The sequence below is a fragment of the Paenibacillus sp. PastM-3 genome, from assembly GCF_029893965.1.
In the GTDB taxonomy this organism is placed as follows: Bacteria; Bacillota; Bacilli; order Paenibacillales; family Paenibacillaceae; genus Paenibacillus_AQ.
In genome coordinates this window covers 53,627-67,763 of record NZ_JARXXP010000007.1, presented here as the reverse complement: position 1 = coordinate 67,763, position 14,137 = coordinate 53,627, and the positions used below count along the sequence as shown (strand labels likewise).

Sequence of the window (14,137 nt, the reverse complement as noted above, 5' to 3'; positions counted from 1 at the left end):
ATAAGAGAGCTACGGGACAGTTTCTCCTATCCGGGCTTACGATGATTATCGTGGCTGGACCAGCTTGGGATTGCCATGGGACTCTTGCATTATCACTGGGAAGTCGTACCGTTCATGCCGGCCAATTTTCCATGGAATTTTTCACTTCTTCCCGTCACGGTTATGTTCTTACACCAGTACAAGTCTGGCATACATCCGTTGTTCAAAGCTCTCCTATTTGGGGGATTTTCCGCTTTTGTGGCCGAGCCGGTCTCACAAATGGCCGATTTATACCACCCCGTTCACTGGATGCATACCTATTCTTTTCCTATCTATGTTGGGCTGTACTTGCTGGCTTCAAGCATTGCCAAGAAGGGCATAGATTTCGGTAAATCTTTTCAAAAAGACTCTAACCCCTGACAATAGCCAATCGTAAAATTTTACCATTCATTATTTTTCTGACGGGTTGACATATTACATATGGATGCCATTTCAGGAGGTGATCAACATGACGGTAGCTTCTCAAGTGAAAACAGCTGTAGCTTCATTAAAAAGCGCACAGGCCAGCTTTGAACAGTTTGCGTTAAATACTCAAAACCAGCAGGCCAAAACCACGTTCACAAATGCAGCGCAACAGACACAAAACATTATTGACCAGGTCACTCCACGGTTACAACAAATTGAACAGGAAGAACCGCAGTATAAAGGTTTCTAAAAAAGGCCATGCCGATCTCTTCTCGGCATGGCTGCCCCTTTATCTTTATTCCCTCGTAGACGACAGGATTGGGAGGCTGATTTTCTTGGCATGGATAGCAGGATTATGGCTAGTAAATACGGCACTGTTGATCATTATTGCGGTTCGGGAGGTGCGCCGCCCCGCCAAAGCGTTGACTTGGATATCAGTCGGACTTGTATTACCGATTATCGGATTCGTTTGTTACCTGTTCGTCACGAATCCTGTGCAAATGCGGCGGGACAAGCTCGTTTCTTCGCACAATAACCCGATAGCGTTGCCTCCAGCATCTGGTGACTCCGCTTTTGTTATCGCTCGGGCTTTGCAACCTTTGTCTGTCAGTGGCCTTCGAACCGGTTACGTCCAAATCCTCACGAACGGGATGGAAACCTACGGAAAACTCCTTCAATCAATTCAGGCCGCACAAAAGACAATCGATCTGGAATATTACATATACCGGAATGACCATATCGGTAAACGTATCACAGATGTGCTGATTGACCGGGCTTTATCCGGTGTGAACATTCGTTTTATAAGGGATGGCTGGGGAAGCCGGTCGTTTCCCAAACATGCGGTTCGCCGGATGATGGAAGCAGGCATTGAATGCAGGACCATCTTTCCCTTGCGATTCCCCTGGGTACTATCCAACTTGACATACCGGGATCATTGCAAGATCGTCATCGTCGACGGAAAGGAAGCCTTCATGGGAGGAATCAACGTTGGGGACGAGTATACCGGAATGAAGCCGGATGTCGATTTTTGGCGCGACACTCATATGCGGTTAACCGGCGAAACAGCGGATGATGTGAAAGCCGTTTTTGAGGCTCACTGGAAAATGGCGTCACCGGACATGCTCCATTTAACGAGAAAGGCAAAATTTCTCCCTGAATCGGCTCAACTTTCTGACGATAAAGCCATTCATCCATTTCCATCCGGCAAAACAGAACGAGGATACGGATGGGAATGGGGATCGGAGCTGGGAACGATGGAAGGCCCCCACATGGGAAAAGCTTCCCCATCCAAGGATTCGCATAACGTCTATATACAGATATTCGAAGGCAATCCCGGGCTGCCTACTCCGGTCATTCGGGAAATGCATTTCATCTGCCTGACGCAGGCGACCCGAACCATCGACGTGACCAACCCTTATTTTATACCCGATGCGGATATCATTATGGCCATCAAAACAGCCGCGGCGCGTGGCGTTCGAGTGAGATTACTGGTGCCGCGCCAAGTGATTCCTAAAGTTGCAGGAGCTGCAAGCCGTACGTATTATGGCGAACTCGTGGAAGCAGGGATCAATGTGTTTCAGTACAACAAAGGGGTATTGCACGCCAAAGTCATGATTATCGATGGCGAGATTGCCGAAGTGGGTTCTTCCAACTACGATCTCCGTAGTTACCGTTTAAACTACGAAGTGTGTGCAGTGATGTATCATTCTGATGTGGCCCGGGAGCTTACGGAACAATTCGAACGGGATCTCGCCGAGGCTACTCCATATCGTTTGGAAGATCATATGCATCGTACTTCTTCCGAGCGCATGCTTGATCAAGCAGCGCGTTTGTTATCTCCTTTGTTATAATTCTCAAAAATTACATGGAATTGAATCGAAGTCCAATTTACACATGTATATGGCGAAGGGGGAGAAGGCTTCCAACGAATACAAGTAATATCGGATTTGGGCAACAGTCTATGGTGCAAATATCACGCCCGGCATATAGTGTAGAAAAAAAGGAGCTGCATCATAGATGATCATGATGAAACCGATTGAAGTTGAAGGTCATCAGGTTATAAGTATCGAGGTCGCCCTGCCCAAAACAACACTTCTGGCCATCACAACCGATCACGGATATATCATGTGCGGAGCGCTTGATATTCGTTTGTTAAATGAGAAATTAAACGATCGCCGCATTGTGGCAGGACGCGCAACCGGGGTACGAACAATAGAGCAATTGCTGGATGCCCCACTCGATATGGTGACCACAGAGGCGGAATTACGCGGAATTTGCCCTGGGATGAAAGGAGCAGATGCCCTTTTAAAGATGGTAAACGAGGTTAGTTAATTTTAAATCCATACTTAAGGAAAGTAGGGGGATTTTTTGTTAACGGGTCTGCATATTGTTTTCCTTGGAGGCGATGCCCGACATCTTGAAATCATTCGGTCATTCACAGACCTGGATGCAAATGTTGTGGTAATCGGTTATGAAGATTTGCACGAACAACTTCTTGAAGTTCAGCATTCCAAGCTTACGAGGGAGGTGCTTCGCAATGCTGATGTATTGATATTACCGGTTGTCGGTACAGACGACCATGGCAGAGTAGAGTCTTCATTTTCATCTGAAACGTTATTTCAAAAAGATGGTTGTGGCCAAGGGGAAAGAGATTGGTAATATGACAGCGGTGGCGCGGCAGCATGAGCTTGATCCGAAGATGGTGTTGCGCTGGGCTAAGCAGTTGGATCGCCAAGACCTGGATCAGCTAGACGGATCAGCGTTGAAGCAGGCGGCGTTCATTCCTTCAGCAGCAGACTACGCGGCCTTGGAAAAAGAGCACGAAAAACTCAAGAAGCTTTATGCCGAGCAAGCGCTGGAAAGGGAAATCCTCCGTGACCTATTAAAAAAAACGAACCCACACTTGCGGATAAAATAGCCCTTGCGCAAGATTACATCGAGCAGGGTCATCCCATCGCTCTTGTACTGCGCATTCTGGAAGTGGGGCGTTCCACGTATTATGCCCATCTGAATCGAACGGAGCAGCAACCCGAACCCATCCACAGAAGCGGTCGCCCCGCGCCGGGTTACTCCTGCACGCAAGAGGGCAAACGCATAAGCGATGAACAAATCAGTGAGTGGATTATGGAACTGTTAGCCGACGAATACACGTCCGTCTACGGCTACCGCAAGCTGGCGAAAATGCTGCGGCGTGAGCATCGCCTTGTAATCAACAAGAAGAAGGTCTACCGGTTGTGCAAGAAGATGAACGTACTGCGGCCGCAGCGCAAGCTGAAGATCAAGCATCCCAAGCGACTGGCGAACAACCGAGTCGTCACTGCCTCCAACCAACTGTGGGAAACAGATATTAAGTATGGCTGGATCGAAGGCGAGCAGCGCTTCTTCTTTCTGATGAGCATTATCGATGTATTCGACCGGGCGATTGTTGCCTATCACCACGGTCTGTCCTGCGAGGCGAGGGATCTGGTTCAGATCACGCAGGAAGCGCTCATGAAGCGCCAGCTTTTTGACAAAGCGAATCGGCCCGTTATTCGATCGGACAACGGTCCACAGTTCATCAGCCATCGATTTGCAGCGGCCTGTGAGCGATTTGAAATCGTCCATGAGCGAATACCGCCCAAGACGCCGAATAAGAACGCTCACATCGAGTCATTCCACGCCATACTGGAGTCGGAATGCTATCAGCGTCATGATTTTGAGAGTTACCAACAGGCGTATGAGATCGTCAGCGGCTTTATTCACAACTACAACCGCAAACGCATCCATGGAAGCATTTACGACATGTCGCCATACGAATACAGCGAAGCGATCCAGCAAGGCAGCGTAAAACCCAAGGTAATCAAGGTATGATCGCAGTCATCTGTAAAGCACAAGAAATGCAAGGTTTTCTACGCAATCAGTCGAATAAGAGGTGCAGTGTCCATAATTCGGGGGTTAACCCGGTACTGGCATAGCCAAGTCTTACTTGAGGAACCTTTGCGTGGAACTAGGAATAGATCTGATTGAATTATTCAGCAGGGACGATGTTGCCATATACAATTCCATTCCCACTGCGGAAGGCGCCTTATTGATGGCCATTCAACATACGGACATTACCATACATGGTTCCTGTTGTATGGTGCTGGGTTTGGGGAGAATCGGTCTTACGCTAGCCGGAATGCTTCAGCGCCTGGGTGCACATGTCAAAGCGGGGGTGCAGAAACCGGAGCAGTTTGCACGTGCATGGGAGATGGGGATTGAGCCGTTTTATACGAAAGATTTGTACGATGAAGGCGTAAATGTGGATATTATTTTTAACACGGTTCCGGCGCAAATCCTTACTTCTCGTGTGTTGACCCGTATTCCGCATCACGCTATTATTATTGATTTGGCTTCCAAACCAGGTGGAACCGATTTTCGTTTTGCCGAAAAACGTGGAATCAAGGCCTTGTTGGCACCAAGTTTACCGGGATTGGTCGCGCCAAGAACGGCTGGACGTATATTGGCGAGAACGTTATGTCAATTGATCCAGGACGAACGGAGTCAAGATCGTGAGCAAATGGATTCACTTGCTTTTTCTTCCGGGTTATGAGATCGCGAACGATGGAACCGATCCATCGTTTTTTTTGAGTTTCAGCGTGCATCACTGAATAAACGGGGCAGGATTGTTCAGTCATTTACTCGAATACTTTGAAGAAAAAACATGCGGTCTATTTATTTGAATCATCGTGGAAGAAAATGTACACGGATCGGGGAATACGGAAGATTTTGGCCAAATATTTGGAGGAAGCTAAACTTGCTCAAAACCTGTCGCCACACAAGCTGCGTCATTTTCTGTTGACCTGGCTCAATAAACAGGGCATCGATGACGCACTCATACAGCCGTATTCCGGTCATGAAAGCCGGAAGTCATTGGAAATCTATTCGAAGCTTGCAATCACCGATGCCCAGCAGGAATATAACGAGGTTATCAATAAATTTCCCATTTAATTTACATCTACTTTGCCCTTGGTGACAGCTACGCTGGTACTACCCCCTTTCGTGAGGATACCATCCAAGATGCTGAAGAGGTAATCGATTGGCTATGCAAAAATGTGTTATTCCAGGATCACGACTTCGAACATTTGGTTGAGATTGTATACCGGCGATTTCGGGAGATAAAAGTTGTACCGCCTACGCCCGATCGCATCGAGCGACTTATTAGAGCGGCAATCCGTACATATGAAGAGCAATTTTTCCAAGCCACACTGGGCAAGATGCCCACGTCGTCTTTGTCTAAATTGGATTCACTTGTAGAGCGCATCGCATTTCTGGATGAAGAACAGGGCGGTTCAAGCAGCGACGAGGGACTTCTTTCTTTTCAAGAGCTGAAGTCCGATCCAGGCAAACCAGGTGTTGAAAGTGTGTTAAGAGAAGTAAGCAAGCTACGAACGATTCGAAATCTGGAACTTCCGGATGATCTGTTTCGTGATATCCCTCTTAAAGTATTGACCAAGTACCGACAGCGGACCGCAACAGAGGATCTCAGGGAACTTCGCCGGCATCCTGATCCGATCCGTTATACACTGTTGGCCGCCTTCTTCCGGCTAAGAAGCATGGAAATAACGGACAATTTGATCGAGCTGCTTATTCAGATCGTCCATCGGATAGGAGTAAGAGCAGAACGTAAAGTCGAAAAGGAAATTCTGAATGACTTACGCAAGGTAAGCAATAAGTATGGAATTTTATTCAACATGGCGCAGTCCGCAATCAATAATCCAGATGGAGTAATTCGTGATGTCATTTTCCCGGTTGTTAATGAACAAACATTACGGGATTTGATAAAAGAATTCAAACACACCGGACCGGCCTACCGAGAGAAAATTCATACCATTATTCGGGCTTCTTATGGGAGTCAGCCCGAGATTCTTCAATACGATATTCCGATGGCCGAGATTATTCGAGATTTCGGGCGGTATTTTCATGTATTGTTTTTGCTCGTAATCTATGGAGAAATATTCACCACATTGATAGGCAATGTATCCTGAGTTCCCGGATTGTGTAACGATGTTGTAAGGGAACACCGCGTAGTGACAAGGGTTTAACAACAAAATGGTTGATTTTACCTCGTTACATATTATAGAATGTATAACGAGGTTGGTGGTTATTATGGCGATCATTTATCAAACCAATAAAAAGACAGGCATTACCTATGCCTACAACAACGAGCCCTTCTGGGACAAGGAAAAGCAGCAGTCTCGGGCAAAGCGGACGCTGATTGGGAGAGTCGACCCAAAGACAGGAGAAATCGTTCCTACCCGAGCGTATCGGAAAGAGCCAGAGACGGGGGCTGAAGCTCCTGCCAAGAAACGCGGACCTGTACCGATCAGCAGCTTTCAGCGTAGTTTCTACGGCGCAACGTACCTTTTTGATCAAATCGGACAGGAAACCGGTGTCGAAGCCGATCTCAAGGCTTGTTTTCCGGATAGCTACAAGAAAATTCTGTCCATCGCCTACTATCTAATCCTGGAAGAAAACAACTCCCTCAGCCGCTTTTCCCACTGGCAGCGCATGCATATTCATCCCTATGGAGCAGATATTCCTTCGCAACGAAGCAGCGAGTTGTTCCAGTCGATTGAAGAGGCACAGCGCATGACCTTTTTCGAGAGGCAAGGCAAACGGCGCATCGAAAAGGAATACTGGGCTTTCGATATTACCACGATTTCCAGCTACTCTGAGGTGCTGAAGCAAGTGAAGAAGGGCAAGAATAAAGAACATGATCGGTTGCCCCAAATCAATTTGGCGCTCCTCTTTGGCGAGGAATCCGGCCTGCCCTTTTACTACCGAAAGCTTCCCGGGCACGTGACGGACGTCAAGACGGTTCGGCAACTGATGCAAGAGTTTCACATCATGGGGTACAAGAAAGTAAGCGTCGTGCTGGATCGTGGCTTTTACAGCAAGCGTAATGTCGATCATCTCTACCAGAACCATCAAAAATTTATCATCGGCGTCAAGTTAAACCTCTCCTACGTCAAATCGCACTTGGAAGAGGAACGGGAGCGCTTGAGACTCTGGTCGAATTTACATACGCAGTACGGAACCTATGGCATCTGCAAACGAATCGATTGGGCCTACGAACAAGAGCGCCCTTACAAGGGCGACGTTCTGCAAGAAACGCGCAGAGCCTATCTCCTGCTCTATTACAATCCAGAGAAAGCAGCCAGGGATCAAGCAGACATGAATGAGTACCTGACACGTCTGTACCGGGATCTGCAGGAAGGCACGTTGCGTGAGTATTGTCGAAAGGATTACGCCAAGTATTTTGAAGTGACCGAGACCCCCAAGCGTGGCCGAAAGATTGTCCCACGAGAGGACAAGATGCTTGAGGTGGCACAGAACTATGGCTACTTTGCACTGCTTTCCAACGAAGTCAAAGAACCGGATGAAGCGTTGTCACTATACCGCAGCAAAGACATCGTAGAGAAGGCATTCGGCAATCTCAAAGAACGGCTGAATTTCCGGAGAATGCAAGTTTCTTCAGAAACTTCGCTTAATGGCAAGCTGTTTGTGGAATTTATTGCTCTTATCTATCTTTCCTACGTCAAGAAACGCATGCAGGATGCCGGACTCTTTGAATCCTGGACGATGCAAGGACTACTCGATCAATTGGACACCATAGAGCGGTTTGAAGCGCCTGGACACGGACGAATCTTAGGTGAAGTGACGCAAAAACAGGCTGATTTGTATCGAGCGCTCGGAGTAGAACCTCCCTCGTTATAAATTCCGGGAACTTAGGATGGATTGTAAGTTCAAAAAATTTTATGTGGTTTGATATGAGTAACTCCAATGATTGGATTGGGTTTTTGGGTAGTTATCTTGGAGGGATTTTTGGGGGCTTGTTTACATTACTTGGGGTCTTGATTACTATACGCAAGCAGGATGAACAGAATCATAAGATGGAGATGATTCAATACGATAATACATTTTTCAAACTAATCTCTCTACATAATGAATTATCAAATAATATTAGCATCAGAATAGATGTAGAGGAAGAGATCCATGGGAGGAACGTATTTAAGTCACTCTATAAAGAAATGAAAAGCATATATAATGAAATATTAGATGAAGATTATGGTCGATTTAACATTAGCATTAAGGATAACATTAAATTCAGAGTAACTCGACAAGCATATAATGAGATTTACTCTAAATATGAAACTTCATTAATTCATTACATTCGAAATCTTAGATTTATTATCGAATCTATAATTAATCTAGAAGATAAATACAAGGAGAAATATATTAGTATTCTTAGAGCACAATTAACTCAAAGCGAGATTATTTTTATATTTTATTATTGTACAACTGCAAATTCAAATGGCAATGAGAATCTCATAATGTTAGCTGAGAAGGCAAATCTATTTAATAACTCAGATAGAAATTTACTAATTGATTCTGAACACTATTGCTTTTTTCATGACTATATTAGTTTAGATGCAGAAATAGATGAAATTACTTTATTTTTAGATCATGAAGACATCAGATTTGGTGAAGATGATGAATAAATATTTATAAGTGACAAAATAGATTCAAAAATAGGTCAGGGTGGCCTTTTTTCAAGGATGTTCAACAACCCATACTTTTTCAGAACATTTTTCGCACGTTCGGCTTGCCTCCATGAGCTATGATCATACAGTAGACATATTGCTCAGAGGAGGTAGGACATCATTGCATATTGTACTTGTTGGCATAAAGCCAGAAATCAGTGATCCCCATTTTAAGTTTCATGTATGCGGTAAATTTGAAGAAGTCAAAGAAAGCTCCTTGATCTTGATGCCGGAATACGTCCTGATCCATGAGGATGAGGCCCGTAGTATCTTACCGTTAGCGGAGGAGATCCCCGTAAAGTTTGTCGTGATTAGTGAGGCATCGAGCCTATCACCAACAGCGGTAAGAAGCTGGACCGCATTGGGCGCTTCGGACGTATGGCTGAACGGAAACTGGCAAGAGAAGCTGCTCGCAGCTCATCATCTGGTAGAGGTGAGTCCTCAACAGATCGCATTGCCTGAATTGAACTTCGGTCGAAAAGGGGAAAGGATCGTTATTGCTGTAGGCAGTGTGTATGAAGGTGCTGGCAGCACACATACTGCGCTGCTCATCGCTCACTATTTAGCCCGGTATGCGAAAACCAAAGTGGCGGTGTGGGAAGGCGGGAATCATCCGTGTTTCTCTTTCCTGGAATACATTAAGGAAGGTAATTTCTCGAATCATCCCCGTTATGAATTGAATAATGTGGCTCTCTATAAGGCTGAGGTATCCGAGTACTGGATCGGATCGCTGATGAGCGACTACCGCTATACGGTGCTGGATCTAGGGAGTTTACAGAACAGCAAGAAGGCTGACCTATTTGTACAAGCCAGCGTTCCTGTACTGGTGGGTTCCGGCAGTGAATGGCGGGTGAAGGAACTGATCTCCTTCTGCAGGGAGCATAGCCGAGTGCCGCAGGAATACTGGCGCATTGCTTTGCCACTGGCAAACGAACCAAATCGGGAGATGGTGGCGGGATGCTTAAGCGGCAGGCCCGTATTTGCGGTTCCGAATCATCCAGATCCTTTTCATCCCCAAGCGGATACAGATGAATTACTTGAAGGCCTCTTATCTCCGATTTTGCAAAAACAGAAAAAGCGGGGACTTGGCCGTTTTTTCTAACAGAAGGTTCAATTCAATCATTGCAAAGACCTGAACTGCTTCAAGCGTTGAAGCGGTATTTTGTGCTGTCCGGAAAGGGGGTGAAATTCTAAGTGAATCGACAAGGACATATAGGAATGGCGATTCTGGCAGGTTCGACAGTGCTCTATTTTACGCCAGCCCTGCCTATCGTACCTGCTGCCTCATTGATTGCCGCTGCGGGGATCGGCGGGCTGCTGCCGGATCTGGACCATAAAACCAGCACAGTCAGTAATAAGCTCCAGTTCTCGACAAATACACGAAAGAAATTGAAAGGATTGTCCGTTCTATCGCTGGGGATGGGAATCTTGTGGTTTGTCCTGCAGCAACCAATGCCCTGGCTATGGGCAGCAGCAGGCCTAATCTTTGCCTTAGCCTCTCGACTACGCATGCTCCTCCTAAGTGGACTTGGACTGTTGCTGCTTGCAGGATATGAACTATATAGCCTCCACTGGCTTACCCTGCTTGCTGGCGTTGCCTTGCTGGTAATGCCTTTCGTCAAACATCGCGGGATCATCCATAGTCCGGAGTTCGCAGGTGCCTTGAGCCTTGGCGTAGTCTCTTTTACCTCGACACAGCCGGTTCTGTTCCAGGCGCTCGGTTTTGGCTTGATGACGGGCTGGTGGTCGCATTTAGTGGGGGATGCTGTAACGGTGGAAGGCATTCGTTCCGTACTTCTCCCACGGCTTAAGGTGGCGCTGAATCTGCTGCGAAATGGCGGGGCTGCCGAGCGGTGGATTGCAAGAAGCTGCTGGCTCTGCAGTATCGCACTTTGGCTGATGACATTCTATTGAAAACGGAAGGGAAGAGAAAAATGAAAATCAAAAAGACCGGGACCCTCATCATGATGGTCCTGTTTAGTATGTTCATGTTACCTATGCTGGCCTATGCCGACGATAATAATCCGATCACCAAGATCAAGGAGAAAATGAAGTTTAACTGGAAGGTGCTAGACGGTCTGGATTTTGTATTTACCCCGATTGGCCTCGTGATCTCGTTACTGACGATAGCCACGTTGGTATTTGTCGTTGTCCGGGTGATCATCAAGCTGGTCAAGATCAGTACCGGGAAAGGCACTATCAAGGATAAATGGTTCTGGATTGAAGCAGGCCTCATTGTATTTATCGTGTTCCTGTTCATCAGCGGAGCCTTCTTCAGCTTCCTGGAAAATATCTATAACTGGACATCCACACAGGATCTTGGAGGTGAAAAGTCAGCGTTGTGGACCCAGCCGGACCTTCGCAAGTTAAGGGGCTAGTGCAGGTATGGACAACGATTATATCTCAAAAATGAAAAAAATGTATACCGTTGATCCAGGAGTAGTGGATGATTTGAACTGGTTCTTAGTCCTGGCAGGTGCCGCAGGGACAATACTGTGTGTGCTCGCTTTAGCGTACTGGCTGATTCGTTTTTTTGCGTTCCTGTTATCCGCCAGCCGTGGGGCAAAAAGCCTGAAAGATACAAAATTCTGGAAGCGGATGGCGGTAGCGCTGGGGCTGATTCTGTTATTCATGACCGGCTCGGTATTTACCCTGCTGTCACAGTTTTATGATTATATGGCGATTTGGGGGTGGGGAGGTTGAGACAGCGATTTCGGATGTTGACCGTTCTGCTGCTACTGTTGCTAGGTTTCACAAACAATCTGCTGACCGTAACGGTACAGGCTTCCCCCAGCAAGATCGTAACTTCAAAACAAGCGGATCTGAAGATGGCCTCTGCATTGCCAACACCAACCACGGTGCCGACCAGTACAGAGGTGCCTGCTGAACGGGAAACGAGCTGGTACATTCCCGGCTGGGTAGACGATATGATTCAAAAAGTTGATGACATGATCCAGTCATTCAAGGATCTTATGTCCGGCAAGCTGATCAAGGATGCGATTGAAGGACTCATCGTCCTGCTGGTGGATGAGCTCATGTCCCCACTCTATGATGCCTTTGCCAAAAGCTACTTGTTCACGCCGCAAATTGCAGAAATCGCTATGGTGCAGTCAGGTTGGTCACTCTTTATGATCATTGGTCTGGTACTGTTGTTTATCGGGATCTCATGGTTAACCTTTAAAATCATTCAAGGCAAAAAGGATCTGGGCAGTTTGCTCAAGGTCTTTTTAGTTTGCTTTGTCGCCACGTATTTCTCACTAACGGCGCTGAATATCGCCAATGTAGGCATCAACTGGATCGCCAGCAAGATGTTTGAGGGGATTATTGGAACCAGCGGCATTGCCTATGAAGGCTTAGAGGGGCAGCAGATTCTGAAAGCGATGATTGTCGGTGTTGATGGAATTACAGATGCCGCGTATGCCGCCCAAACTCTCGGTGAACTGACCGTGTCTACCAGCGGCGGGATTTTTAATCTGCTCAGTTATTTGCTACTGGTCGTATTGCCCCTATATGTGGTTGCCGTACTCAAGACTCTGGTGCTTATCTTTATGGCGATCCTGGTCAATCTATGGATTACACAATCAGCCTATACCGGAAAAATGGAGACGCTGCTGGGGTTTGCCAATCTATATCTGCGGACGCTACTCGTTGGCCTGATCTGCGGTTTGCATTGGGCAATTTTTGTGAAAATGCAGACGGATTACGGCGAGGGAGAAGGGTTTTGTGCTGCTATAGGTATACCGCCCATCATTTTTGCGATTCTCAGTGCGCTGGCGTTACTCGTGTTCTTCTTCTTTTTCTGGCTGAAGCCCCTTATGAAAGCTGTGCAGCATCCGGTGACATTGAATGGAGCACAGGTACTCAATTCCATGGGGAAATGGGGAGAACGAACGTCATCGTCTCTGGATTCCATGGGCAAGCGGATGGGCTCGGAAGGTGTGCAGAAGAAGGCACTGAGCATGCAGGAAGCCAGCAAACGGATGCAGCAAGCGGCAGATCGTATGCGTACTCAACGCAGAGTAGGCAAAGACAAGCTGGTCTCGACACTTAGTGGTGGATTGTCTGAATCGGTGCAGGGCATCGCCTATCATGAACCGGAAGAATGGCTTCAAGAGGGCGGTCAGATCCATGTGGAGGCTCCGCATGAGCTGGCGCTAGGAGAGTCAGAAATCAAATCCTCGGCGCTGAATATTTCAGAAGTACTGGGAGACGAAGGGTTCCGGAGTGTATCCTTGCTGAAGGCTCCTGTGGCCCAGCGTAAACAACTGACCAAGAAGCTTAGTACCCTGAAGAAAGAGTACCAGGAAGATGTCCAGTGGGATGAGCGTACCGGTGAATTGATTCTGGCCGGGCCGACCCTCGACATGCTGCCCCAGCTGGAGCAGGAAGGATTCGATATCTCTGCTGTTCGTGAGGGCATGTACAAGGATGGAGCCTTTGTGGATCTGAATAGTACACCGAAGATTTCACTGCTGACCGAATCCTCGGAAGCGGAGCACGCGGCAGAACAGATCAAAGAAGCCTTACCCCTCTACACGCAGGCGAAGCTGCCCCAAGGCACAGGATCTTCGGCCTATCATGCGCTGCAGGAACGGGCCGATGAATACCCATGGGTGAAGGAGCTGCTGCTGGAGCAGGGCGTGTTATGGTTGCCGGATGATCACCTGGAAGAGGCTACTGAAGTGCTGGAGGGAATGCTCACCCAAACGACCCGGAAGATCCGGGTGAACTTCCCGCGTCACTCCCGATTTGCGGCCAGTATGATCGCCGATTGGGAGCGTACCGGTACATCGGAGGCGCTGGTGGAAGTGCTGGAGCTGGCTAAAGATGAATCTCATGCCTTTATTCCCGAAGAACATTTTAGTGAATTCCAAAAGGCGTATGACAGCTACCGAAAAGACCGGATTCCCTACTGGCGTGCGAAAGATGGCGCAATCTATGTCATTAAAGACCGCGTGCCGGTCAACTATGGACAACCGCCGCTGGATGGTTTGGATATGGGCAGCTTTGAACAGTTGCAGAAGGAAATGCTCCATCGGCATGAACAGCAGCGGACCAAGGTAACTCAGTAGGCGAGCACGGCGAAAGCACAAGATGCTGAAAAAACGAAAGGTAAAGGGCAGGTGAAG

At 47.4% G+C, this 14,137-nt stretch carries 16 protein-coding genes and 1 pseudogene; all 17 read left to right on the top strand.

The annotated features are described in order from the left end of the window. Positions 1-75 precede the first annotated feature (75 nt). Positions 76-399: a CBO0543 family protein gene (locus M2108_RS13030; protein ID WP_277506197.1), complete on the top strand. Its 324-nt coding sequence runs from the start codon at positions 76-78 to the stop codon at positions 397-399. 88 nt (positions 400-487) lie between these two features. Next, positions 488-694, top strand: coding sequence for a DUF1657 domain-containing protein (locus M2108_RS13025; protein WP_029197844.1), 207 nt, complete (start codon positions 488-490; stop codon positions 692-694). Between the two features lie 85 nt (positions 695-779). Then, positions 780-2,294, top strand: a complete 1,515-nt coding sequence (locus tag M2108_RS13020) for a phospholipase D-like domain-containing protein (RefSeq protein ID WP_277469878.1) — start codon at positions 780-782, stop codon at positions 2,292-2,294. Between the two features lie 166 nt (positions 2,295-2,460). Continuing rightward, positions 2,461-2,775, top strand: coding sequence for a YunC family protein (locus M2108_RS13015; RefSeq protein WP_021624005.1), 315 nt, complete (start codon positions 2,461-2,463; stop codon positions 2,773-2,775). A 36-nt stretch (positions 2,776-2,811) separates the two neighbouring features. Further along, on the top strand, positions 2,812-3,102 hold the full coding sequence (locus tag M2108_RS13010) for a dipicolinate synthase subunit DpsA (RefSeq protein ID WP_277469880.1): 291 nt from the start codon (positions 2,812-2,814) through the stop codon (positions 3,100-3,102). 1 nt (position 3,103) lies between these two features. After that, positions 3,104-3,361, top strand: a complete 258-nt coding sequence (locus M2108_RS13005) for a transposase (RefSeq protein WP_128635681.1) — start codon at positions 3,104-3,106, stop codon at positions 3,359-3,361. Beyond that, complete coding sequence (locus M2108_RS13000; RefSeq protein ID WP_128635682.1) at positions 3,325-4,293, top strand: IS3 family transposase; 969 nt, start codon at positions 3,325-3,327, stop codon at positions 4,291-4,293. Before M2108_RS13005 ends, M2108_RS13000 begins: the two co-directional genes overlap by 37 nt. A gap of 94 nt (positions 4,294-4,387) precedes the next feature. Next, positions 4,388-5,014: pseudogene (gene dpsA / locus M2108_RS12995) on the top strand (dipicolinate synthase subunit DpsA); the annotation flags it as partial. A gap of 98 nt (positions 5,015-5,112) precedes the next feature. Next, positions 5,113-5,412 (top strand): tyrosine-type recombinase/integrase, encoded by a 300-nt coding sequence (locus M2108_RS12990; protein WP_023556415.1) that lies wholly within the window; start codon positions 5,113-5,115, stop codon positions 5,410-5,412. A gap of 134 nt (positions 5,413-5,546) precedes the next feature. Beyond that, complete coding sequence (locus M2108_RS12985; protein ID WP_280777053.1) at positions 5,547-6,449, top strand: hypothetical protein; 903 nt, start codon at positions 5,547-5,549, stop codon at positions 6,447-6,449. 121 nt (positions 6,450-6,570) lie between these two features. Then, the gene (locus tag M2108_RS12980; protein WP_277469885.1) at positions 6,571-8,181 is read left to right on the top strand and encodes an IS1634 family transposase; all 1,611 of its coding nucleotides are present in this window, start codon (positions 6,571-6,573) and stop codon (positions 8,179-8,181) included. Positions 8,182-8,234: 53 nt separating this feature from the next. Further along, positions 8,235-8,966: a putative phage abortive infection protein gene (locus tag M2108_RS12975; RefSeq protein ID WP_277506200.1), complete on the top strand. Its 732-nt coding sequence runs from the start codon at positions 8,235-8,237 to the stop codon at positions 8,964-8,966. A 163-nt stretch (positions 8,967-9,129) separates the two neighbouring features. Then, positions 9,130-10,110 (top strand): hypothetical protein, encoded by a 981-nt coding sequence (locus M2108_RS12970; RefSeq protein WP_277469887.1) that lies wholly within the window; start codon positions 9,130-9,132, stop codon positions 10,108-10,110. A 116-nt stretch (positions 10,111-10,226) separates the two neighbouring features. After that, positions 10,227-10,922 carry a metal-dependent hydrolase gene (locus M2108_RS12965; RefSeq protein ID WP_277469888.1) on the top strand — a complete coding sequence of 232 codons (696 nt, stop codon included), beginning with the start codon at positions 10,227-10,229 and terminating at the stop codon, positions 10,920-10,922. 20 nt (positions 10,923-10,942) lie between these two features. After that, entirely contained in the window at positions 10,943-11,386 is a 444-nt protein-coding gene (locus tag M2108_RS12960) for a hypothetical protein (protein ID WP_277469889.1), read from the top strand. Between the two features lie 7 nt (positions 11,387-11,393). Continuing rightward, on the top strand, positions 11,394-11,711 hold the full coding sequence (locus M2108_RS12955; protein ID WP_277469891.1) for a hypothetical protein: 318 nt from the start codon (positions 11,394-11,396) through the stop codon (positions 11,709-11,711). Beyond that, a complete protein-coding gene (locus tag M2108_RS12950; protein WP_277469893.1) occupies positions 11,708-14,080 on the top strand; it encodes a hypothetical protein in 2,373 nt (790 codons plus the stop codon). Before M2108_RS12955 ends, M2108_RS12950 begins: the two co-directional genes overlap by 4 nt. Positions 14,081-14,137 lie beyond the last annotated feature (57 nt).

What these genes read in the sequence shown, in the direction of transcription:
- M2108_RS13030 (WP_277506197.1), top strand. Translation starts at nt 76, where the DNA reads ATGGGACTCTTGCATTATCACTGGGAAGTCGTACCGTTCATGCCGGCC.
- M2108_RS13025 (WP_029197844.1), top strand. Translation starts at nt 488, where the DNA reads ATGACGGTAGCTTCTCAAGTGAAAACAGCTGTAGCTTCATTAAAAAGC.
- M2108_RS13015 (WP_021624005.1), top strand. Translation starts at nt 2,461, where the DNA reads ATGATCATGATGAAACCGATTGAAGTTGAAGGTCATCAGGTTATAAGT.
- M2108_RS13005 (WP_128635681.1), top strand. Translation starts at nt 3,104, where the DNA reads ATGACAGCGGTGGCGCGGCAGCATGAGCTTGATCCGAAGATGGTGTTG.
- M2108_RS12980 (WP_277469885.1), top strand. Translation starts at nt 6,571, where the DNA reads ATGGCGATCATTTATCAAACCAATAAAAAGACAGGCATTACCTATGCC.
- M2108_RS12975 (WP_277506200.1), top strand. Translation starts at nt 8,235, where the DNA reads ATGAGTAACTCCAATGATTGGATTGGGTTTTTGGGTAGTTATCTTGGA.
- M2108_RS12965 (WP_277469888.1), top strand. Translation starts at nt 10,227, where the DNA reads ATGGCGATTCTGGCAGGTTCGACAGTGCTCTATTTTACGCCAGCCCTG.
- M2108_RS12960 (WP_277469889.1), top strand. Translation starts at nt 10,943, where the DNA reads ATGAAAATCAAAAAGACCGGGACCCTCATCATGATGGTCCTGTTTAGT.
- M2108_RS12955 (WP_277469891.1), top strand. Translation starts at nt 11,394, where the DNA reads ATGGACAACGATTATATCTCAAAAATGAAAAAAATGTATACCGTTGAT.